General features: G+C 59.8%; 19 protein-coding genes. 9 read left to right on the forward strand and 10 right to left on the reverse strand.

The window, feature by feature from the left end:
* Positions 1 to 135: 135 nt before the first annotated feature.
* On the forward strand, positions 136 to 903 hold the full coding sequence (locus I2E45_RS08180) for an endolysin-like domain-containing protein (protein WP_458795898.1): 768 nt from the start codon (positions 136 to 138) through the stop codon (positions 901 to 903).
* 725 nt (positions 904 to 1,628) lie between these two features.
* Here the strand turns inward: I2E45_RS08180 and I2E45_RS08185 are convergent.
* The 3 genes from I2E45_RS08185 to I2E45_RS08195 all read right to left on the reverse strand — a co-directional run bounded on the left by I2E45_RS08185 (position 1,629) and on the right by I2E45_RS08195 (position 5,197).
* Entirely contained in the window at positions 1,629 to 3,155 is a 1,527-nt protein-coding gene (locus tag I2E45_RS08185) for an FAD-dependent oxidoreductase (protein WP_195445564.1), read from the reverse strand.
* Between the two features lie 284 nt (positions 3,156 to 3,439).
* Positions 3,440 to 4,444, reverse strand: a complete 1,005-nt coding sequence (locus tag I2E45_RS08190) for a GGGtGRT protein (protein WP_117800431.1) — start codon at positions 4,442 to 4,444, stop codon at positions 3,440 to 3,442.
* An 18-nt stretch (positions 4,445 to 4,462) separates the two neighbouring features.
* A complete protein-coding gene (locus I2E45_RS08195) occupies positions 4,463 to 5,197 on the reverse strand; it encodes an iron-sulfur cluster assembly scaffold protein (protein ID WP_006235554.1) in 735 nt (244 codons plus the stop codon).
* Positions 5,198 to 5,600: 403 nt separating this feature from the next.
* On the opposite strand from I2E45_RS08195, the gene I2E45_RS08200 reads away from it, so the two are divergent.
* Complete coding sequence (locus I2E45_RS08200; protein WP_035138656.1) at positions 5,601 to 6,413, forward strand: transposase; 813 nt, start codon at positions 5,601 to 5,603, stop codon at positions 6,411 to 6,413.
* 659 nt (positions 6,414 to 7,072) lie between these two features.
* Here I2E45_RS08200 and sufU read toward each other — a convergent pair.
* Genes sufU through sufC form a run of 5 tightly spaced genes read right to left on the reverse strand, consistent with a single transcriptional unit; the run spans position 7,073 to position 12,318 of the window.
* Positions 7,073 to 7,507 (reverse strand): Fe-S cluster assembly sulfur transfer protein SufU, encoded by a 435-nt coding sequence (gene sufU / locus I2E45_RS08205; RefSeq protein ID WP_195445565.1) that lies wholly within the window; start codon positions 7,505 to 7,507, stop codon positions 7,073 to 7,075.
* On the reverse strand, positions 7,500 to 8,825 hold the full coding sequence (locus I2E45_RS08210; RefSeq protein ID WP_199411429.1) for an aminotransferase class V-fold PLP-dependent enzyme: 1,326 nt from the start codon (positions 8,823 to 8,825) through the stop codon (positions 7,500 to 7,502). Before I2E45_RS08210 ends, sufU begins: the two co-directional genes overlap by 8 nt.
* Positions 8,822 to 10,093 carry a SufB/SufD family protein gene (locus I2E45_RS08215; protein ID WP_195445567.1) on the reverse strand — a complete coding sequence of 424 codons (1,272 nt, stop codon included), beginning with the start codon at positions 10,091 to 10,093 and terminating at the stop codon, positions 8,822 to 8,824. The genes I2E45_RS08210 and I2E45_RS08215 overlap by 4 nt, the downstream gene beginning before the upstream one ends.
* The gene (gene sufB / locus I2E45_RS08220; RefSeq protein WP_022094821.1) at positions 10,093 to 11,505 is read right to left on the reverse strand and encodes a Fe-S cluster assembly protein SufB; all 1,413 of its coding nucleotides are present in this window, start codon (positions 11,503 to 11,505) and stop codon (positions 10,093 to 10,095) included. The genes I2E45_RS08215 and sufB overlap by 1 nt, the downstream gene beginning before the upstream one ends.
* Positions 11,506 to 11,517: 12 nt before the next feature.
* A complete protein-coding gene (gene sufC / locus I2E45_RS08225) occupies positions 11,518 to 12,318 on the reverse strand; it encodes a Fe-S cluster assembly ATPase SufC (RefSeq protein ID WP_117839753.1) in 801 nt (266 codons plus the stop codon).
* 219 nt (positions 12,319 to 12,537) lie between these two features.
* Between sufC and I2E45_RS08230 the strand changes: the two genes are divergently transcribed.
* The 5 genes from I2E45_RS08230 to I2E45_RS08250 all read left to right on the forward strand — a co-directional run bounded on the left by I2E45_RS08230 (position 12,538) and on the right by I2E45_RS08250 (position 17,611).
* A complete protein-coding gene (locus tag I2E45_RS08230; RefSeq protein ID WP_055310594.1) occupies positions 12,538 to 12,969 on the forward strand; it encodes an RrF2 family transcriptional regulator in 432 nt (143 codons plus the stop codon).
* Between the two features lie 8 nt (positions 12,970 to 12,977).
* Positions 12,978 to 13,265 (forward strand): nucleotidyltransferase family protein, encoded by a 288-nt coding sequence (locus I2E45_RS08235; RefSeq protein ID WP_006235563.1) that lies wholly within the window; start codon positions 12,978 to 12,980, stop codon positions 13,263 to 13,265.
* The gene (locus I2E45_RS08240) at positions 13,252 to 13,671 is read left to right on the forward strand and encodes an HI0074 family nucleotidyltransferase substrate-binding subunit (protein ID WP_006235564.1); all 420 of its coding nucleotides are present in this window, start codon (positions 13,252 to 13,254) and stop codon (positions 13,669 to 13,671) included. Before I2E45_RS08235 ends, I2E45_RS08240 begins: the two co-directional genes overlap by 14 nt.
* Before the next feature lie 128 nt (positions 13,672 to 13,799).
* Positions 13,800 to 15,611, forward strand: a complete 1,812-nt coding sequence (locus I2E45_RS08245) for a hypothetical protein (protein WP_195445569.1) — start codon at positions 13,800 to 13,802, stop codon at positions 15,609 to 15,611.
* Positions 15,612 to 15,814: 203 nt separating this feature from the next.
* Positions 15,815 to 17,611, forward strand: coding sequence for an AAA family ATPase (locus I2E45_RS08250; RefSeq protein WP_195445571.1), 1,797 nt, complete (start codon positions 15,815 to 15,817; stop codon positions 17,609 to 17,611).
* A 24-nt stretch (positions 17,612 to 17,635) separates the two neighbouring features.
* On the opposite strand, the gene I2E45_RS08255 is transcribed toward I2E45_RS08250, so the two are convergent.
* On the reverse strand, positions 17,636 to 18,655 hold the full coding sequence (locus tag I2E45_RS08255; RefSeq protein WP_195404724.1) for a glycosyltransferase: 1,020 nt from the start codon (positions 18,653 to 18,655) through the stop codon (positions 17,636 to 17,638).
* 170 nt (positions 18,656 to 18,825) lie between these two features.
* Positions 18,826 to 19,956 (reverse strand): acyltransferase family protein, encoded by a 1,131-nt coding sequence (locus tag I2E45_RS08260; protein WP_195445574.1) that lies wholly within the window; start codon positions 19,954 to 19,956, stop codon positions 18,826 to 18,828.
* Positions 19,957 to 20,068: 112 nt separating this feature from the next.
* On the opposite strand from I2E45_RS08260, the gene I2E45_RS08265 reads away from it, so the two are divergent.
* Positions 20,069 to 21,172: a glycosyltransferase family 2 protein gene (locus I2E45_RS08265; protein ID WP_195445576.1), complete on the forward strand. Its 1,104-nt coding sequence runs from the start codon at positions 20,069 to 20,071 to the stop codon at positions 21,170 to 21,172.
* 6 nt (positions 21,173 to 21,178) lie between these two features.
* Positions 21,179 to 22,219 carry a glycosyltransferase family 2 protein gene (locus I2E45_RS08270; protein ID WP_195445577.1) on the forward strand — a complete coding sequence of 347 codons (1,041 nt, stop codon included), beginning with the start codon at positions 21,179 to 21,181 and terminating at the stop codon, positions 22,217 to 22,219.
* Positions 22,220 to 22,255 lie beyond the last annotated feature (36 nt).

Genomic DNA, 22,255 nt, shown 5'->3' on the forward strand with positions numbered 1-22,255 from the left:
GTCTCAAGAAGGAGTAACATCGGGACTTGCAGCGACGGACCTCAGGACACTCTTACACCACGTCTGCGCGCGCGACCGTCCGACGGCACCACCGTCACTATTGCCGGTGGCGATCGCGACTGTTCCTCGGCCGTAGTGACCGCCCTCCGCGCGGTCGGCGTCAATACCTTCGGAGCCTCGTATACCGGAAACATGCGGGAGCAGCTGCTCAAGACGGGCCTTTTCGGGTGGCGTAAGATGGGCGTCAAGTCCGCCCAGCGTGGAGACATCTACCTCAACGAGAAGTGCCACACCGCCGTGTGCGTCTCTCCCTATGGATCCGCTCGCGGCGACCTCTTGGCCCAATTCTCCATTTCTGAAAAGGGGACCGTCACCGGCACCAAGGGCGACCAGACCGGGCGCGAGTCCAACATCAAGGCGTACTACAGCTACCCATGGAACGGCACGCTCTACTGGCTTGGCGACGGCAAGACACTGAATGGGTCAAATACGGAAGTCGCGGACAATACGGTCCCGAGCCTCGGAGACACGCGATATTTCGGCCCGAAGATGGCCAAGGAGCTGCAACGCCAGCTCGGCACGACTGCCGATGGCGTGATCTCCGGTCAATGGCCGGCGAATGAGCGATACCTTTGGGCATGCGACCGCGGCGTAATCGAGTACGTCAAGGGCGGGGTTGGCTCGAATGCCGTCCGCGCCCTGCAGGACAAGGTCGGATGCAAAGTCTATCCCGTGGTCGGCGGTGTTCAGGCGCGACAGATGGGTTCGGGAACGGTCTTCAAACACCAGCAGTGGCTCATCGCTCAAGGTATCTCGTGCGGATCATCGGGTGCGGACGGATACCAGGGCCGCGACACCAACGTCGCCATCGGCCAAGCGCTCGTCAAGCAACTCTATCGATAGGTGTGCATATGAATCCATTTGATATCTGTTTTATTGTCGGCGCTGCTGCAGGACTGCTGACCGGTCTTCTCGGATGGGCAATCGTGCGCGTCGGCAGCCAAAAAGACTTTAGAAATTGATAGATGCAGCCCCTCCCCGGCATGAACTGCCGGGGAGGGGCTTTATGCATTGCCGGATATCCGTCAATATCCGTTCTGCAATGCAGTTTCAGTGCGGTGAGAGCGTGTGGAAACATAACTACCTGCGATTTTGCTGCTACAAGGCACTCCATAACATCACGTTCAAGACTCTTAATCCCAAGGTCCAGGGTTCGACCCCCTGACGGCCCACCCAAAGATTGTTAAAGCGACTGGCTCAGGCTGGTCGCTTTTTTGTTGACCTCGCATGGGGTCGAACCCGAAAGGGCGCGGAGCTGAGGAAACGCGTAAGCGTTTGTCAGCGCAGCGCGCAAGGCGCCTTGGCGCCGCAGCGGCCGCCTGCGCAGCAGGCTGACCCTCTGACGGCCCACCAAAGCATTGTAAAGCGGCTGGCTTCGGCTGGTCGCTTTTTTTGTTGACCTTTCATGGGGTCGAACCCGTCGGGGCGCGAAGTTGGGGAAACTGCACCGTGATTCCCTTAGGGAAACACGGCTAAAGCCCCATAAACGTGCTCTCCTTATGAGAATTATGCTCACGGGGCTCGATGCATGTTGAGAAGTTGTGATCAAACTCAAAGTGAGAATCGATTTAGTCTGCTCGATAGTGCGATCCGAGACTTTCGGTTCGCTTGCGCATGGCTTTGACCATCTCCATCGACAGCTGAATCTGCGACTGTAGGCGGGCGAGGGCTGCGATCTCGCAGTCATTGGTATGCGGCTTGCTTAGCGCCATGGCCTTGTCTTGCAGGCTTTCAAGCTCTTGCAGCGCCTTGGATAGATCCGCTTCAGTTCTGTTGATCATGCAGTAGGTGCTCATTGTGTGTCTGAGGCTGCGGGTCAGGCGCTCAGCGTCTGCTGTAGCAATTCCATATTGGGGGAGGGCGGTATCCATCGGGGCGGCCGCCTCGGAAGCGCCCAGCGCTGCTCGAGCCGCTGATGCGCCTGCGATGCGCCCGAATACGATGCCATTGGCGCTCGACAGGCCTCCGATGCGGTCAGCGCCGTGCATGCCGCCTGTTGCCTCGCCACAGGCGTAGAGGCCCTCAACGCCCGTGTACGCGGTCTTGTCGATCTTGATACCGCCGTTGGCGGCGTGGGCATACATCGCCACGCGCATCTCGTCGGTCGGCGCGATGCCGTGCTCGTCTTGCAGCCAAGTGGCAAAGGTCTGCACAAACTCGGGGACGTCCTCGCGGGGGAAGTCGTAGTGGAGCGCCAGGCCTTCGGCGCCTGCTTGATCGATGGCAAGATCGATGGCGCGGGAAGCCAGGCGCGAAGTGAAGGGGCCATATCCTGAGCGTTGCTCAAGCAGATCGTCTAGCTTGTCATCATCGATTTCAACTGGCTGGTCGAACTTAACGTAGCGCCAGGTCTTCTCGTTAAAGACAAGGTTGCGCTTAGGCTCATTGAAGCCGGGCATCATCTGCATGAACTCTATATTGGTAAGGGACGCACCGTGTGCCCGTGCGATGGCCTGCGAGGAGCTGAGCACGTCGAAGGAAGTGAGGCTGCGCTCGAACAGTCCGCCCGTGCCGCCCGCAGCGATGATAGTGGCCTTTGCTGTAAAGGTCACAATGCGCTCGTTCGTTTGGTTGAAGAGCACGGCGCCGACAATCTTTCCGGTCGTGTCCTCAACAAGGTCGATAAGCTCGTGGTGGGGGAGTAGGCGAATGCCGAGAGACTCGACCTGGGCCATACATGCGTCCTCAAGGGGCTTGCGGGTGAGGCCGCGCCACATGCGCGTCTTATGGTCAAAGCAGGGGATAAACTGCTTCTGCTGAGCGCTCTCGGCGCTTTGTGGGCGCTGAAGCTCAACGCCAAGATCCTGCTCGAGCCATTGGATGGCCTGAGGAATACCGTGGACAAAAGTCTGGACGAGTGTAGGGTCGGCAACGCCACCGCCGACGGTCTGGATGGTGTCGATGAGGTCCTGTTCATCGTCTTCGTCGACGGGTCCAATAAGGCCGAGCCCCCAGGTTCCCGGGAAGAAGCTCGATCCGCTCATGGTCTTGCCGGCGCTTGCGACGGCAACGGTCGCGCCTGTGCGCGCCGCTTCGATGGCGGCACAAAGGCCCGCAATTCCGGATCCAATTACCAATACATCAGTCGATTCCATCTGATTCCTTTCTCGTCCGGCGCATTGTCGCATGGGTGATCGGCAAAGGTGTCACAAAGATTGGAGAAATCGGTAAAGGGCCAAATTGGAAGGTGGGCGTCGCCGATACCTTAACGCCCAATCGCGTCTTCTCAATAAGTTGCGGTGGAATAGTTCCTGTCTGGAAGGAAGGGGCGGCTGTTTAGGAACTATTTCACCGCAACTGAGGGAGGGACTAAAAAGAGCCGCTACCCGGTTGGGTAGCGGCTCTAAAGCTCAACTATATGAGCATCGCGCGGGCGCGATTAGGCCTTGAGGGCCTCCTCGACGGCGACAGCGCAGGCGACGGTGGCACCGACCATGGGGTTGTTGCCCATGCCGATGAGACCCATCATGTCGACGTGCGCAGGCACGGAGGAAGAACCGGCGAACTGAGCGTCGGAGTGCATACGGCCCATGGTGTCGGTCATGCCGTAAGAGGCAGGGCCAGCGCCCATGTTGTCCGGGTGCAGGGTACGGCCAGTGCCGCCACCAGAAGCGACGGAGAAGTACTTCTTGCCAGCCTCGAGGCGCTCCTTCTTGTAGGTGCCAGCGACGGGGTGCTGGAAGCGCGTGGGGTTGGTGGAGTTGCCGGTGATCGAGATGTCGACGTTCTCGTGCCACATGATGGCAACGCCCTCGCGGACGTCGTCGGAGCCGTAGCAGTTAACGGCAGCGCGGGGACCATCAGAGTAGGGGATGGTCTCGACGACCTTGAGCTCGCCCGTGTAGTAGTCGAACTGGGTCTTCACGTAGGTGAAGCCGTTGATGCGGGCGATGATCTGGGCAGCGTCCTTGCCCAGACCGTTGAGGATAACGCGCAGCGGCTTCTTACGAGCCTTGTTGGCGTTCAGAGCCAGGCCGATAGCGCCCTCAGCGGCAGCGAAGGACTCGTGGCCAGCCAGGAAGGCGAAGCACTCGGTGTCGTCGGAGAGCAGCATAGCGCCCAGGTTACCGTGGCCCAGACCGACCTTACGGTCCTCGGCGACGGAGCCGGGAACGGTGAAGGCCTGGATGCCCTCGCCGATGATGGCGGCAGCCTCAGAAGCGGACTTGGCGCCACGCTTGACAGCGAGAGCGCAGCCGAGGGTGTAGGCCCACTCAGCGTTCTGGAAGGCGATGGACTGGGTGTTGTTGACGATCTCACGCGGGTTGAAGCCCTTGTCGGTGCAGATCTGCAGAGCTTCCTCGAGGGAGGCGATGCCGTTGTCGGCGAGGCACTTGTTGATCTTGTCAGCGCGGCGCTCGTAACCTTCGAACGTAACAGTCATAGTTATTTCCCTCCCTTTCTACTCGTGAACCGGGAACACGCTGGCGACGGAGTGAGTCTCCTCGTCGGTGCGCGGGTCGATGTACTTGGCAGCGTTCTCCCACTGACCATAGTGGCCCATAGCGCCAGCGATGGCCTCCTCGGGGGTCTTGCCGGCCTTGACGGCGTCGGTGAACTTGCCGAGGTTCAGGAACTCGAACGCGATGATCTCGTTCTTGTCGTTGAGAGCCATGCGGGTGACGTAGCCCTGAGCGAGCTCGAGGTAACGAGCGCCCTTGGCCTTGGTGCCGAACATGGTGCCGACCTGGGAGCGAAGGCCCTTGCCGAGGTCGTCGAGGGAGGCGCCCACGGGCAGGCCGCCCTCGGAGAACGCGGTCTGGCTGCGGCCGTAAACGATCTGCAGGAAGATCTCGCGCATAGCAACGTTGATGGCGTCGCAGACGAGGTCGGTGTTGAGGGCCTCGAGGATGGTCTTACCGGGAAGGATCTCGGAAGCCATGGCGGCAGAGTGGGTCATGCCCGAGCAGCCGATGGTCTCAACGAGGGCCTCCTCGATGATGCCGTCCTTGACGTTCAGCGTGAGCTTGCAGGCGCCCTGCTGAGGTGCGCACCAACCCACACCGTGCGTAAGACCGGAGATGTCGGAAATCTCCTTAGCCTGGACCCACTTGCCCTCCTCGGGGATGGGTGCGGGGCCGTGGTATGCACCCTTGGCAACGGGGCACATGTTCTCCACTTCCTGTGAGTACTGCATGCCTCTCCTCTCTATCGTGTTGGCGTCCCGTCTGGGGGTCGTGGCTGGCGATTGCCGGGCGACCCTTCGAAAGGGACATGACATGCAGCCCCTATAATACCGCGAAATGCACGGAATATTCGGCGAACGGCTCAGTTTTCGTAGCGAGAAGTCCGGAAGTTTTAATTGAAACGGTTTAACTCTATGTTCTGTGGTCGTGAACTTCCGTAGAGGGGGTCCGTCTTTGGCAAGCTTTTGGGCAGCTCTTGTAAGCGTTGCGGGGGTTGACCTGTTGCAACGGTGCCGTTCGCCGCCTGTTTACTGCCTTTGGCCGCGCGAGCGAATTGTTTTGCGTGAATGTTTTGATGGCACGCTTCAATCGTGCTGTATTGGATGGCAAGCAGATCCCGGCGAAGGGAGTGCCATGCAGCGCGTTTGGAGAACGGTTACCGGCTTTTACCATGTCTGTGCCCGCGGTACGGGCAAGCAGCTCATCTTTGAGGGCGATGAAGACCGGTGGGAGTTCTTGGAGCTGATGCGTGAGTGCTGCCGCAAGGCGGGCGTGACGGTTATCGCCTGGTGCCTTATGGGCAATCACGTGCGTCTGGTGCTTGCAGATTACGAGGACGCGATGAGCGCGGCGATGCACCGGCTGCTTTTGACGTACGCGCGGCGGTTCAATAAACGCACGGGGCGCACAGGGCATCTGTTCCAGAACCGTTTTGACCGGCGCTCGCTCGATACCGACTGGCAGGTGATGGAGGCTATTCGCTCCGTTCACGCCGATCCGCAGGAGGCGGGCATGAGCCTAATCGAGCGTTACCCCTGGAGCAGCTTTGCGGAGCATCTGCGCGCTTACGACAGTGATGCGGCAGATGCCACGAGGGGATTTTCCGATCCTTCTTGCGTGCTTGAGCTTTTTGGTTCTGCCGAGGCCTTTGCTGCCTATTCGCTTTCGACGCCCGACAGCGGCGAACCGGCGCTGCGCGATATGAAAGAGACGGAGTGGGAACGCCACGCCTTTGCCAACAAGTTGGCGAAGGAGCTAGGGGTTCCGCTCAACGGGGTTAAAACTGTACCGCCGGCGCAGCGCGATACCGTTATTGTTGGATTGAACAATGCCGGCTTTACAGTGCGTCAGATTGAGCGGTATACCGGGATTGGCAAAAGTACCGTCTCTCGTATCGTGCGCGCCCGCGCGCGAACGGCGATGCGGGCTGGCGGAAACGTGATGTAGGGTCGCCTGTTCACCGCAGCTGGGGTCGTCCATACGCCGCAACCAGCGTTCAAAAGCTTGGTACGGTAACTGCACTTCTTAATATGCATAGAACAATCGTCATCTTGCATAAAATAACAGCTCAGTCCGGGTTTGCCCGTGCCTACCCCCGTCTGCGCCGTGCAAAAAACGGAGTTTTCAGCATCGTGGTGCTGTCGGCACTGCCACAATCTTGCAACACACGGGCCCCTAAGCTATTGATCCCTGCCGTTGCACCCCCGGAGTATGTGCCTGCGTCCCGTCAGACCGCGATGTCTGGTCTAAAACACAATATTTATGCGCCTGGAGACGTTGATTAACGCTTCCGATGCGTATGCACACAGCTTGGCGTGCTGAATACTCGCAAAAATGCACGCAGCATCCTATGGGACCCTTCTGCGGCAGGCGCGAAGCGAGTCGGAGCTCAGCAGAACGGGGCTTGGCGCATTGCTTGGCGGGTCCGGGGCCCTGCCGCAGGCCTTTGGTGCTGTGGAAAACGCCCGTGTTCGCGTCTGCTGTGTGGTAAATGACAGACGGAGCGCCGGACGCGCGGACTTCGTGCGTCCGGCGCTCATTAGGAAAAACAGAGCCGCCCGTATCGGGCGGCTCGGCAATCAAAAACCTTGGATTCGGGGCATAAGCTACTGGTTTGTTTGCCCCTCGAGCATGCCGTCGAGGGTGCGCCAGGCGAGTTCGGCGCACTTGACGCGGGCGGGCATGTGCGAGATGTCCTGGAGCTGGGCGGCTTCGTCCAGGTCTTCCAGGTCCTCCTCGGAGAGCTTCTCGCCGCGGATCATGGCGAGGAAGAGCTCTGCTAGGCGGCGAGCTTCCTCGACGGTCTCGCCGGTGATGAGGTCGGCCATGATGTCGGCGCTGGCCTGGCTTATGGCGCAGCCGTGCCCGGTAAACGAGGATTCCTCGATTACATCGTTCTCGACGCGCAGCTGTAAGGTGAGCTCGTCGCCGCAGCTGGGGTTGATGCCGTCGTGCTCGTGCGTGGGAGCATCCATCTCGTACTTATAGTCGGGGTGCGAGTTGTGCTCCATAAATGTGGTGGAGGTGTACAGATTACCCATTGAACGTGCTCCAAACGTGATGCAGGCCGGCGATGAACTTGTCGATGTCGGCCTTGTCGTTGTAGAAGGCCACGCTGGCGCGGCAGCAAGCAAGGTTTTCGACACCCAGCCAGGTAAGCAGCGGCTGCGCGCAGTGGTGGCCGGCGCGGATGCAGACGCCGTCCATGTCCATGATGCTCGCGACGTCGTGCGGATGGATGCCCTTGACGTTAAAGCTCACAACGCCGTGGTGGTTGTCCCAATAGATGGAGCCGATGATCTGGACAAAGTCGAGCTGCATGAGTTCGCCCATCAGATAGTGGACGAGTGCCTGCTCGCGGGCCTGGATGTTCTCGTAGCCCACCGTGTTGACCAGGTAATCAAGGGCGGCGCCCGTGGCGAAGATGCCGGCGGCGTCCTGCGTGCCGGCCTCGAATTTCTCGGGAACGGGCGCCCAGACGGCGTCTTGCTCGGTGACCGAGTCGATCATCTCGCCGCCGGTGAGCATGGGCGGCATGGCGTTGAGCAGGTCCATTTTGCCCCACAGCACGCCGATGCCCATGGGGCCCATGGCCTTGTGCGCGCTAAAGGCAAAGAAGTCGGCGCCCAGGTCGGCCACATCGACCGGCATGTGCGGCAGCGACTGCGCGCCGTCGACGACCAGATAGCCGCCGTATTTGTGCACGAGCTTGCCGAGGTTCTTGACCGGGTTCTCGACGCCTAGCACGTTGGAGACCTGTCCCACGGCCAGGATCTTGGTCTTGGGACCCACCTTGGCAAGAACCTCCTCGGTGGTGAGCTGGCCGGTCTTGGTGGGGTAGAGGTAGACGAGCTTGGCGCCGGTCTCGCGGCAGACCTGCTGCCACGGAATCAGGTTGGAGTGGTGCTCCATGATGGTGATGACGACCTCGTCACCGGGCTCGAGCACCGTGGGTGCAAAGCTCTTGGCAACCAGGTTGAGCGACTCGCTCGTGTTGCGGGTGAAGACGACCTCGTTGGCCTGGGAAGCGCCGATGAGGTCGGCGATCTGCTGGCGGACCTTCGCGATGGCGTCGGTGGCCTCGACGGACAGCGAGTACAGTCCGCGTAGGGGGTTGGCGTTCATACGCTGGTAGAAGTCGCGCTCGGCGTCGAGCACGCAGGCGGGGCGCTGCGCGGTGGCGGCACTATCGAGGAAGGCGATCTCGGGGTGCTGCTGAAACAGCGGGAACTGGCCCTTGTAGGGATTGGTCTCGATGTCGACGGTAGGCCAGCCGCGCGAGGCCTCGTCGCTGGCGTCGAGCTCCATGGGCTCGGGGGCAGTACAGGTATCGCATTTAACGTGCTCGGTGTCGATCATGCGAGCTCCTCCTCAAAGTTATCGATCAGGTTGTTGCCCAGACGGACGACGGCGGCGCGGGTGCGCTCGTCGGTCGCGGAAAGTGCGGCGTCCTCCAGCTTGGCGCGGATGAACAGGTCCTCGGCGGCGTTTTGGTCAAGACCGCGGCAGGCGAGATAGAACAGCTGCTCGTCGCGGACGTGGCCGATGGTGGCGCCGTGGTTGCCGGCGACGTCGTCCTCGTCGCAGAGGATGACGGGAACGGTCTTGTTGTCGACGCCCTTGTTGGCCAGCAGCACCGTTTCGCGCTCGGTGCCGACGGCACCCTTGCAGCCGTGCACGAGGTCGATGGTGCCGCGGTAGACCTTCTTGGACGTGCCGGTCAGTACGCCGTTGGCGTCGATCTCGCACTCGGTCTTGCGACCGCGGTGGCGCAGCTCGTAGTTAAAGTCGCGCACCTGCTCGCGGGCGCCCAGGTAGTCAGTATCGATGGTGACCTTGGCGGTATCGCCCAGCAGGTCGCCGGCAAGGCCGGTGGCGCTGGCGCCGGCACCCAGGACGCTGTGCTGCACGTTGACGCGCGCGCCCTCGTCCAGGAACAGGCCGGTGTCGTCGAGCGCGATCCAGCTATCGTCGAGCGTCTGCGTGCAGGTCGCGTTGACGGTGGCGTACTCGTGGGCGCACACGCGTAGCACGGAACCCACGACGCCTTGGCCGGCAACGGGGGAGTCTAGGGCAATAAGCAGATCGAGCGTCGACTGAGGACGGGCGACGACGTCGATGGCGGCGATGGCCGCGGCGGCATCGACACCGCTCACGCGCACGGTAACCGTGACGTGCTTGTATGCGGGCACATCGATGACGATGCGCTTGGTGGCGTGCTCGGCCAAGTAGGCGTAGGCAGCCTCGCCCATGCCGGTCTCGAAGGCTTCAGCAGGGGAGAGCTCCTCTTCGAGCTTGATGGCGCCGGCCTGGTAGACGGAGGTGGCGGGCACGTCGAGCTCGGTCTCGGGCGTGATGCGGGCGCGGTCGGCTGCATCACCGGGGGCGGAGGCGCGGCGCTCGGGGAAGCGCTCGGCCATGGCGTCCATGGCGGCTTCGAACGCGTCTGCCACGCCAGTAAACTGCTCGTCCAAGCCCTCGACCTCAACGGCCTCGGTGGGAGCGGTGGCAAGCTCGTTAGAGAGTTCGAGCTTGGTCTGGTTCATCTTGAGCCAACCCCAAGTGGCAGCCGGCATCGCATTGACCTGCTCAAGGGTGGTAGCAGCGGTGTTGGTGGTCTGTTTCATTATCCGATCGCTCCTTCCATCTCGAGCTTGATCAGGTTGTTCATCTCGACGGCGTACTCCAGCGGCAGCTCCTTGGAGACCGGGTTGGCAAAGCCGTTGACGATCATGGTGCGGGCCTCTTCCTCCGAGATGCCGCGGCTCATCAGGTAGAACACCTTGTCGTCGCCGATGCGGCCGATGGTGGCCTCGTGGCCGATGTCGACGTTTTTGGCGCGGATGTCCATGGCCGGAATAGTGTCGGAGCGGCTCTGGTCGTCGAGCATCAGCGACTGGCAGCTCACGGTTGCCTTGGAGCCCTCGGCCTTGGGCGTGGCCACGATGGAGCTGCGGAACGTCTGGATGCCGCCGCTCTTGGAGATGCCCTTGGTCTCGACCGTTGCCGAGGTCTCGGGCGCGTTGAGCACGACCTTGCAGCCGGTGTCGAGGTTCTGACCGGCGCCGGCAAAGGTAATGCCGGTAAAGCTCGAGCGGGCGCGGCGGCCGTTGAGCACGCTCATGGGGTAGAGGTAGCCCACGTGGCTGCCGAAGGAGCCACTGATCCACTCGATGTCGCCGTCCTCGTCCACGCGCGCACGCTTGGTGTTGAGGTTGTACATGTTCTTGGACCAGTTCTCGATGGTCGAGTAGCGCAGGTGTGCGCGTTTGCCCACAAAGAGCTCGACGGCGCCGGCGTGGAGGTTGGCTACGTTGTACTTGGGCGCGGAGCAACCCTCGATAAAGTGCAGGTCGGCGTCGTCCTCGACGATGATGAGCGTGTGCTCAAACTGGCCGGCGCCCTTGGCGTTAAGACGGAAGTAGCTCTGCAGCGGGAAGTCGAGCTTGGTGCCCTTGGGCACGTAGACAAACGAGCCGCCCGACCATACGGCGCCGTGCAGGGCCGCAAACTTGTGGTCGGTGGGCGGGATGAGCGTCATAAACTTCTCGTGGATGAGCGGTTCCCACTGCGGGTCGTGCAGGGCCTCCTCGATGCCGGAGTAGACGATGCCCATCTTGGACGCGGTGTCCTGCATGTTGTGGTAGACCAGCTCGGAGTCGTACTGCGCGCCGACGCCTGCCAGGTAGCTGCGCTCGGCCTCGGGGATGCCCAGGCGCTCAAAGGTGTTCTTGATGTCGTCGGGCACCGACTCCCAGTCGTGTTTTTGGTCGGTGTTGGGCTTGACGTAGGTGACGATGTTGTCCATGTCCAAGCCCTCGATGGAGGGGCCCCACGTCGGGTCGGGGAAACGATTGAAGATCTCGAGGGACTTTAAGCGCAGGTCGAGCATCCACTGCGGCTCGTCCTTCTTTGCGCTGATCTCGCGCACGATGTCGGGCGTGATGCCGGCGTCGAGGCGCTCGAATCCCTCCTCGCCATAGGTGAAGTCGTAGAGGCTGCGGTCGATGTCCGCGACCTCGGTGCGGTTCTTGGTCATTGCGTCGCCCCTTTACGCCTGCTGCTCGGCAGCGGCGGCTTCGGCCTGGGCGCGCTGCTCGGCGGCCTCGCGCTCGAAGGTCTCAAAACCGTTCTTGTCGATCCAGGGAATGAGCGAGGCGTCGTCCTCGCGTACGATGTGGCCCTTGACCATAACGTGGACGCGGTCGACATCCAGGTGTTCCAGGATGCGCGTGTTGTGCGTGATGATGAGCATGGAGCCGTCGCAGCTCTTGCGGTACGCGTCCATGCCGTGGCTGACGGTGGACAGGGCGTCGACGTCCAAGCCGGAGTCGGTTTCGTCCAGGATGGCGAGTTTGGGCTGCAGCAGCAGAAGCTGGAGCATCTCGACCTTCTTCTTCTCGCCGCCCGAGAAGCCTACGCCCAACTCGCGGTTGAGGTAGGCGGTATCCATGTTGAGCTCGGCCGCGAGCTCCTTGACGCGACGGCGGAATTCCTTGCCCTTCATCTCCAGGCCGGGACGGCCGGCGATGCTGGCACGCAAAAAGCTCGACAGCGGCACGCCCGGAATCTCGACCGGGGCCTGGAAGCTCAGGAACAGGCCGGCGCGCGAACGCTTGTCGGTGGTGAGCTCGGTGATGTCCTGGCGGTCAAAGACGATACGGCCGTCGTTGACCGTGTAGACGGGGTCGCCCATGACCAGGTGGCCCAGGGTGGATTTGCCGGCGCCGTTGGGTCCCATCAGCACATGGGTCTCGCCGGCGGCGACGTTGAGGTTGACGTTGTGGAGGATGGTCTTCTCGTCCACGGAGGCGGTCAGACCTTCGATGGAAAGCAGCGGATTTGCGCTCATGCTGTCCCTCTCTGTATATGGTGTACTCATAGGTGTACTAAACCCTAGGAATCTTCTCGGAATAAAGTTACTATGGGTTCGGCGTTAGTCAAGGGAAAACCCGACTAATCCACTCGACTTTTTAGATGAGGGACATAAAATCAGGTTTGTTTGCCCCGCGTGCATAGGATTTGGGACAAACAAGCCTGGTTTTGTCTCAGTAACGATGGGAGGGTAGGTATGCTCATTTCTTCTAAGGGCCGCTATGCCCTCCGGCTGATGATCTATATCGCGGCGCTGGGCGACGCCGAGGGCAAGATTGCCCTGCGCGAGGTTGCCGACCGCGAGCATATCTCGCAAAAGTATTTGGAGCAGCTGGTTCGTCCGCTTATGAAGGCGGGCCTGCTTAAGAGCGTGCGCGGCAAGGGCGGCGGCTACATGATGGCCAAGGACCCGGCCGAGGTGCGTGCGGGCGACATCCTGCGTGCCGTCGAGGGCAGCACGGCTCCGGTGGCGTGCGATGGCATCGACAACAGCTGCACCCGTAGCGATTTGTGCTCGACCGTCAAGTTCTGGCGCGGTCTGGATGACGTGATCGAAAAGTACGTCGACGGCGTGACGTTGGCCGACCTGGCCGCCGTCCCCGAGATCAACTTTGACATCAAGCTGTAGGGGTGCAAATGGCATCTCTCGACAAGGTGTACAAGCAAATCGAAGTTTTTGCTCGGGAATGTGACGCCGAGAAGGTCGTGTTGTTTGGTTCTCGTGCTCGAGGCGACAACTTGCCCAAGAGCGATATTGACATCGCCGTAGCAGGTTGCCGGGATTTCGGCCGTTTCTCATATTTGATCGAGGAACATCTTGATACTCTTTTAGATGTAGATGTCGTCAATCTCGACGAGTCCCTATCGCAGCAATTGCTCGATGAGATTGCCAGGGATGGTGTGATTCTGTATGAAAAAATATGAGAACTTTGTTAGCGCCTTGGCGAATCTTGAGGATGCGCCCAATCAGGATCTCAACAATGATTTTGTTCAGAGTGGATTGATTAATAAGTTCAATCTTCAATTTGAACTGAGCTGGAAGCTCCTTAAGCGTCTGCTCGAGTATGAGGGCGCCACGCTTGCCGCGTCGGGGTCTCCTCGTGCCATCGTGAAGGAGTCGTACCGATTCTACGACTTTATTGATGAGGCGGCCTGGCTAGACATGCTCAGAGACCGCAATACGAACGTCCATATCTACGACAACAAGCTCGCTCAAGATTTGATTCAGCGCATCTTGAACGTCTATATCCCCGCTTTCTGTCAGTTGAGGGACGGGCTGATGGAGCGATACGGCGAGCTTCTGATGGCGCCCGACGACCAGTTTGTTTAATTCCTTAAGATTTCGCGGAGGGTTGTTGCCGTTTACCGAGGGGTTGTTGTGCAACAACGGGCGAGCTGCAATACTTATTTTTAACTTTGCAAACTGAACTTTAACTACACCAATGCAGGGAGGATCTTATGCAGCCCAAGCATTCTGCTATTGTCGCGGGCCTGACGTTGACGCTTTCGTTTGGCGCCGTTTCCGCGCCGGCACCCGCCGCTGCCGAGGAGCCCACGCCGGGCGTTGCCTCGGATGCCACCGATATCGATAAGGGTCTCTACACCCAGCAGTCCTTCTCAGGCGTGCTGAGGTCGGTCCAGGGCGTTTCGTTTGTCAACGTGACTCCCGAGATGAAGTACTTTACCAAGTACGAGAGCCATGGTAACTACAACCAGGGCTTTTCGTACGGTGACGGCTATAACGCGTTGGGCTATTACCAGTTCGACCGCCGCTGGTCGCTCATTCCGTTTATGAAGCAGGTCTACAACTACAGCCCCGAAAAATACAGCATGCTCAAGGATGCGATTGATCGCGGCAGCGAGATTTCCAACACGAGCAATGCCATGTACGAGAACGGTCAGCTCACCGAGTTGGGCCGTATTGCGCAGGAGGCCTTCCAGGGTGCTTACAACACCGATCCTGTTGAGTTCTCAGCACTTCAAGATGCTTATGCGTACAACTCGTACTATGCGGTGACCGAGGCGTGGCTCAAGAGCGGCCTAGGTATTGATATTTCGGGCCGCGCCGACTGCGTCAAGGGCATGGTGTGGAGCATTACCAACATGTGCGGCACTGGTGGCTGCAGGGACTTTTTCCGCTGGGCGAATCTTTCCAACGATATGTCCGATCGCGAGTTTGTGACGGCGCTTTCCTACAGCGTGGTCAATAACGTGGCGACCAAGTATTCGAGCCAACCCCAGTATCATGAGGGCTGGAAGAACCGCTACCGCAACGAGCTGAAGGACTGCTTGGTTTATATCGCCGAGGACGAGGCCGCTGCCGCTGCGACGCCCGTGCAGCCCGAGCCTACGCCGGCGCCCTCGCCGACGCCTGATTCGAATGACGGCTCGAGTGACGATGCCAACGATGACAGGATGGATGCGCCCTCGACCGATGCTGACGGTAATGGCTCTGCTGGTGGCGCCATCAACGACGGTTCCACCTCGAACGGCTCCAATTCGAACGGCTCTGCTGCGGGCGATTCGTCTTCAAGCTCTGCCGGCAATACGGACAGCGACGCTTCTGGTTCGACCGGCGCTGACACCTCTAACTCATCTACCGGCTCGAGCGATTCGTCCGTTGACACCGGCTCTAACAACGGCTCCGGCTCTGACGCAACCCCTGATTCCGATGCTTCCAAGGACGATTCGAATAAGGCGCCGGACGCTCCCGTTGCTTCGCCGGACAAGAAGCCTTCTTTCTCCGAGCAGCTTGGTTCTACGCTGGGTTCTTCGCTGATGGCTGGCGTCAATAACGGCTCGGCCCAGAACAAGGACAACTCTGATCAGGCTTCCACGGAAAAGACCGAAGCCGCAAAGGGCGACTCCAAGGACAAGGCTTCCGAGAAGACCGAATCCGATAAGGGTTCTAGCTCTGAGGAGAAGGACAAGGATAAGAAGTCTGAATCTGAGGAGAAGGACAAGAGCAAGACCGAGGGCGAAAAGCAGCAGGGCGAGGACGAAAAGAAACAGTCCGAAGACGACGACAAGAGCGGTGCCGACAACCAGAGCCAAGAGCAAAATGGCTCCAAAACAGTGACCACTACTACCACGACGACTACAACTACCAAGTCATCTGGCGGCAATATGCCCAAGACGGGCGATCTGATTGTGATGGCGAGCCTTGCCAGTGCAAGCTTGGCCACGCTGGGTGCCACGTCTATTGTGAGTGGCAAGCATAAGCTCGATCAGCAAAAGAAGGCTGCTGGGCAGAACGACTCCGAGGAGTAGTCCCTTTCGGTTGCCCGACAACTAAAGATTCGCAATGGGGGCCGGTGCAGATGCATCGGGCCCCATTTTGTTGCACAACGATTTGTTATGCCCCCTCAAGGCCTTTGTTTCTACCGTTGCCCGATGCCTTTGCGCGGATGCAGCGTTGTGCTTGAACTGCTCGCTACAATGGGCCTCGTGCTACGTTTTAGGGAGAAGTTACGGTGTCTGAACAGGAGTATTGCAACAGTGCCGCTACTTTTGGCGTACGGCTTGTCAACCATGTCGATGATGCGGTCTTACCGGTCGGTGTGCATGATTTTGCCGATGCCATTGGTCGTTGCATACTGGTCGACAAGACCATGTTTATTGCCGATGTGTTGGACTGTGACGCGTCCGTTGTGGTGTGCTGTCGACCCGAGGGTTTTGGCAAGAGCATGAACTTGTCGATGCTCAGGGCTTTTCTGGAGCGTCCGGCGGTCGGTCGCGCCGGTCGGATCTCGTTTGCCGATGCTCAGATTTGGGATGCGGACAGCGGGCGTTATCGGGATGAGTACGCTTGCTATCCGGTGATATCGCTGGACTTTTCTGGCGCTGCGAGGCGTGGCGCCGCCATTGCTGGCGTAGTGCGCGATGCTCTTTTGGGCGAGTGCGCCCGCCTGCTGGCGCTTTTGGAGGCTCCGGATTTAGCTCGAGACAAGGTGCGTCACATCGAACGTGTTGCGCGTGGCGCGGCGAGCGAGGACGAGGTCGCCTCGGTGCTTGGCGTGCTCATTGAGCTGCTGGAGATGGCCTGCGATGAGCAGGTTGTATTGCTCGTTGATGGGTACGACGCGGCGTGGTTGGGCCGTGCGAGCGCGGGGGACGCTTCCGACGCCGATCCGGCAGAACTACTTGACCGGTTGCTGTTTGACGCCATTGCCACTGCGCGCGATTCGTTGCGGCTGACGTGTTTGATGGGGGAGTGTCCCGGTCCTGCCGAAGCGGCGCTTTCTTCGCGCGGCTGCTCGTATTGTCTGACGACGCCGCTGTCGGCGTGGTGTGACCGATATTTCGGTTTTTCGGATGCCGAGGTCCAGGCTCTTTTGAATCATGCTGGGCGCGAGGAATACCTGGATGATGCGCGTGAATGGCTCGAGGGGTATCGGTTTGGCAGGGCCTATTGCTCGAGTCCAGAGCGTGTGATTGGGTTTTTGGACCGAGGCTGCACGGCGCCTGTGCGTGCCGATCTGTATGGATATGCCGATTGCCTGAGTAGGGTAGTTGTCGGGTGGAATCTCGACCGCCTTTCGGTCTTGTTTGATTTGCTCGAGGCCCATGGGTGCGCTGAGGTCCCGCTTTGTTTGGGCACTGCAGAGCCAGATGTCTCGCCTGACGATGACATGTGGACAGCGCTGTATCTGTCCGGTTTTCTCACGACGGATATGACTGAGGAGCCAGAGCATGGCGATCGCCTCCGTGCTTTGCGATTGCCCAATAACGAGCTTCGTCAGGCCTTGCGTCTAGTGATTATTGAGTGGTTTGAGTGCGCCGCAGAAGACATTCGAGACGTCGATGCGTTTCGCGACGGGCTGTGCCATGGGAACGAGGATACCGTGAGGCGGGCGCTAAGCCGCATCTTGGGAGATGCGGGAATCGGTGCGACCGACCCAGATACACCGCTGCCATATCACCTACTCTTGCAAGGACTCTGCTTTGGATTGCCGGGCTATGCCAATCCTGCTTCGAGGCGAAAGTGTGGCGCGGATCGCTGGGACATCCAGGTTTTTCCTACGGGCGCCGTGTTCGACATAGCCGATACGATCGGTATGCTCGATGAACGTCCGCTGATAACGATCAACATGATGTATGACCCCGGTGTGGATGCGCTGGGCCTGGAATTGCTGGCCGTGCAGGCGCTGCTCGACATAGAGCGCGACGGCATCGACGAAATCCGTGTGCCGCGACCCGGCGTGGGTCGCATGCGCTGGGGATTCGGGTTTGACGGGCAGCGTGTGGCAGCGGTGTGCCAGCGGCTTTAAGCGCCGGGGTGTTTCCGGCTTCCGTTACTCGGTGTCCTTCAGGGGCGGCATGGGCTTCCAGTTGGGATCCTTAACGATCTTGCGGGCGTCCTTCATGCCACGGCGCAGCGCCGGAATACCGGTCTTAAAGCACTTGTCAACGGCGGCCAGGCGAATGAATTCCTTGCAGAAGGTCGCGGCGTTGCCCAGACGGAACAGCACGGGGTGGTAGTCGCCGTAGATCTGCATGTAGCGTGCCAGATAACCGCGGTTGCGCATGATGTAGTAGCGGTTGGTGTCGCTCGTAGAGTTGAGCTGGCGCTTGCCGGCGATGTCCCAGTTAGAGACGGCGCGGGCGCGCTTGAGCACCACGTCGGCAACAACGGCGGCGGGGAAGTGCTGGCTGGCCACGTAGCCATAGCAGGCATCGTCGCCGTAGATGAAGAATCGCGCATCGGGCAGGCCGATCTTGTCGACCACGCGGCGCGAGAACATGCCGCCCTCAAAGCACAGCTGGTTCATGGCGCGGTAGCCCTCGGGGCCCAAGTCCCACTTGGCGACAGGGTTGGGAATGCCGAGCGAAAGGATGAGTTGGTATTGCCAAAAGAAGGCGCCGCCGTCAAAGTCCAGGCGCGAACCCTGGATAACATCGTAGCGGTCGGTCCACTTGGCAAGACGCTCGATGCCTTCGGGGATGACGAGCACGTCGTCGTCCATCACCCAGAACCATTGAGCGCCCAGGTCGTAGGCGCATTTGGTGCCGGCGGAGAAGCCACCTGCACCGCCGCCGTTTTCGAGCTGCGGGGCGTAGATGACGCGGTCGGTGCCGCCCTGCGCGTCGGGCTGCTCGGTGTCGATGCCCCACAGGTTGGCCAGGCGCTCGTTAAATGCGGCGCACATGGCCTCGGTCTCGCGCGAATTCTCGTTATCGACAATCACGATGCGCCAGGGCGTTGCCGTGAGCTCGGTCATGGAGTCGAACAAGTTGGCCAGGAGTTCCTGGCGCTTGTACGTAACGACGACGATGGCGAGCTTGTCGATGGGGGCGGGAAGGGTTGAAGGCATGGGGCAATATATCCTTTCACGCGCGGCGGGCGAGTGCTGCGCGGAAGCTATCGAATACGTCCTTGAGACTGTCCTATTGTAAAGGCTCGGCGCACCTTGACGGCAAGCTTTGAATAAAACGCAGGAACCTGTCACGGCTGTAGCGGCTTTAGCGTCTGACGGCAGCGTGTCTATTGCCGCTTGGGCTTGCGAGCGATAAGGCTTCTAGCTGCGTCGATGGTGAGAAGCGTCAGGGCAAAGACGATGCTAATGACGGTACCCGTGACGATACATATAACTGCCGGGCTGTTTTGGCTGACCAGTATGTTTGCGAGCAACGTATTGAAGACGGGACGCCACAGGCTACTGGTGAGCGACTGCATCACATAGAAACCGAGCGTGGCGGTCGAAAGGGTGACGATGACGCCTGCGGCTCGTGGATTGTCCGAGGCGCTGCGTCGGGTAGCCGCAAAGAGCAGGGAGGTGGCAGCGAGGACAAACGAGATCAACGAGGTCGATTTGTAGGAGAGGGCTGCCATTGCTGTGAGGTTGCCGGTGAAGGAGAGTTCGCCTTCCAGGATGGTGGTGAGCACCAAAACCGCTGCGAGCGACCGCATGCCTAAGGCGCCCGCCCTGTCCGAATCCATGACATCGGTAATGTCGCGGAGCAGCCCGCCGATCAAAAATGCGACTACGTACGTGGTAGCGCTCATGGACTTCTGGAGCCAAGAAAACTCGCCGGCGCTTGTCGCACTCATGGCGGCTAAATACCCGTTAACAACAAATGCGAGGATTCCAACGACGATGACCGCTGCCGTGTAGCTCCTCTTAGAGAGTCGACTCTTGGCCAGGCCAAACAGCGGCGCCATGAAGACCGTGGCGGCATAGACCCAGATAAACTCAAGCCCCAGCGTGTACCAATAGTGCGCGTGCAGGGAGACATCGGGAATGGGTGAGACGACCGTGGACCACGCGAGCGCCATGAGGCAATAAAACGCAGTAGGCAAGATGACCTTGCCAAGGCGCTGCGCCGTCCGTTGCATTTGCGACTTCCACGTTGCTCCACCGTCCCAAGCACGCGCGGCCGAAGCGATGAGAAAATAGCCCGAGATCATAAAGAAGACCTCGTTGGCCCAGCAGCCCAGCAAGTTAATAAAACCGAGCACGCCGGAATAGGGGGACATCGCAAGTGGGGCATATTCTACGGCGCCGACGCAGGCGGCTTGGAAGGTCCACTGAAAGGTGTGGAACACCGCGATGCCGGCGACCGCAACCAAACGCAGTGCTTCGATGGGTATGTTGCGTGCGGCTTTGGGCTGCATGACGTCCTTTCTTATCGGTTTGCCTCTGCGAGCTCCATAGATTATATAAACGCCCGCTGGCGCGTTGGCCCTTTGATACCATGAAACGACAGGTATTTCCTAAGGAGCACATTTGTCTACTAACGCCTCTGGCAGCCCTGTTCTGTCGCTGCTTATTCCCATTTACAATGTTCAGCGCTACCTGCGCGAGTGTCTCGATTCCGCCCTGGCGCAGACGCTCAAGGATATTGAGATCATCTGTATTAACGACGGGTCGACTGACAACTCGCCGGCGATTATCCGCGAGTATATGGAGCGCGATGGGCGCGTCAAGATGATCGACAAGGCCAACAGCGGCTACGGCGACTCGATGAACCACGGCCTGGAGATGGCGCGTGGCAAGTACGTTGGCATCTTGGAGTCCGATGACTATATGGCGCCCGACGCACTCGAAAAGCTTGTCTCGGCCGCCGATAGCAATAATGCCGACTTTGCGAAGGCGAACTTTGATTTCTACTGGTCTAAGCCCGAGGAGCGCCGTTCGCTGCACGAGATGTTTAAAGCCAAGGACTGTGGCAAGCCAGTGCACCCGAGCGATACGACGCAGTTCTTTAAGCAAAAGCCGTCGATTTGGTCGGCCGTGTACCGTCGCGATTTTCTTGAGCGCAACGGCATTAAGTTCCTGCCGACTCCGGGGGCATCCTTTCAGGACACGTCATTCGCCTTTAAGGTGATCGCGTGCGCCGATAAGGCTGTTTACCTTCATGATGCCGTGTTGTCGTATCGCCAGGACAACGAGAATTCTTCGGTCAATTCTTCGGCTAAGGTCTTTTGCGTCAATGCCGAGTATGCCGAGATCGAGCGTTGGATCCGAGAGGATTACGCCCGCAATCACGCAAGTGATGACGTTGCGCGCATGCTCAAGTTCAATCAGGTCATTAAGTACGATTCGTATATGTGGAACTACGTGCGCTTGGCGCCCGAGTTCTATAAGGAGTTCCTGGTCCAGATGACCAAGGAGTTCCAGGCCGCCTTGGACGCGGGGGACTTTTCGCTGGACGACCTTAAGCCGTGGAAGCGCGCGAATCTTGCCGCCATCCTCAAAGACCCCGAGGCCTGGGTGGACGAGCATCCGCACTTTGCGATGGACGGCGCCCTGGGACGCGCCAAATACTACGCATCGGTTGGAGGCCCCGGCGTGGTCGCCGCTTTCCTCGTCGAATCGTTGAGGGGGTAGGTCGACATGGGAGAGGCTTCGACCCCCAAAGCGACCATTGTCGTTCCCGTATACAACTCGGCAAGCTCGATTCAGCGATGTCTCGACTCGCTGTTGGCGCAGTCCGAGCGCTCGATTCAGGTCGTTTGCGTCAACGACGGATCGGCTGACGACTCGTTGAGTATCTTGCGTCAAATCGCGCAGAACGACGACCGCGTGTTGGTGATTGACCAGAAAAACGCGGGTGTCTCTTGCGCTCGAAATGCCGGTATCGATGCTGCCGCCGGCGACGTCCTCTTCTTTGTGGACGCCGACGATTACATCGATGCTCAAACCGTTGAGCGCGTGCTGCATGCCATGGAATCGGCGGATGCCGAGGTCGCCGTTTTTGGTGGCGTCTGCGAGCCCGCCGATGCCGCTCCTAAGCGCGTCCAGCAGCTCATGAGCCCCAAAGCGGGCGCCTTTGGTGCCCGCGATCCCCAGCTGATCTTCCGCGCGAATGCGCAGCCCTATGCCTGCCGCGCGGCCTTTTCGCGCGCGTTGCTCAATCGCGAGGGCATTCGCTTTGCTCCCGGTTTGGCTTTGGGCGAGGACGTTGTATTCCAGTTCGCAGCCTATGCACTTGCCAGCAAAACCGTCGTCATGCCGGACAAGTTCTATCACTATGTGATGGAGAGCGACTCGGCGACGCATGAGTTTAACAGCGCCGATGCTCGCGCTAAAAAAATCGATGCCCACATGCGGATGCTCGAGGAAGTCTTGGAGGACTGGGCGGTCTACGGCCTTTTGGACCTGTGCCCCGGCGAGCTGGTCACCTGGTTTTTGGACCTTATCGTGTTTGACTTGGCGCGTCTGGGTGCCGATGACTTTCACCGAGTTGCCGGCCGCGTCAACAGGGCTTTCACGACGTTTTTGGGAACGGCGTGGGCGGATGTGCCTGCTAAGGGCGCCGTTCGCCGTGTTGCCCGCAAGCTCGTTGCGGCGACCTCGGGCGTTACGATGGCAGACGCCACGCTGTTCTATCTTTCGACTCGCGGTCTCAAAGCCTGCTTGGAGCACTTTATCTAATTCCAAGCGCTGCCGCCCGCCGCAACCCGGCTGCTA

Origin of the sequence: Collinsella aerofaciens (genome assembly GCF_015555045.1) — a bacterium.
GTDB lineage: Bacteria > Actinomycetota > Coriobacteriia > Coriobacteriales > Coriobacteriaceae > Collinsella > Collinsella aerofaciens_W.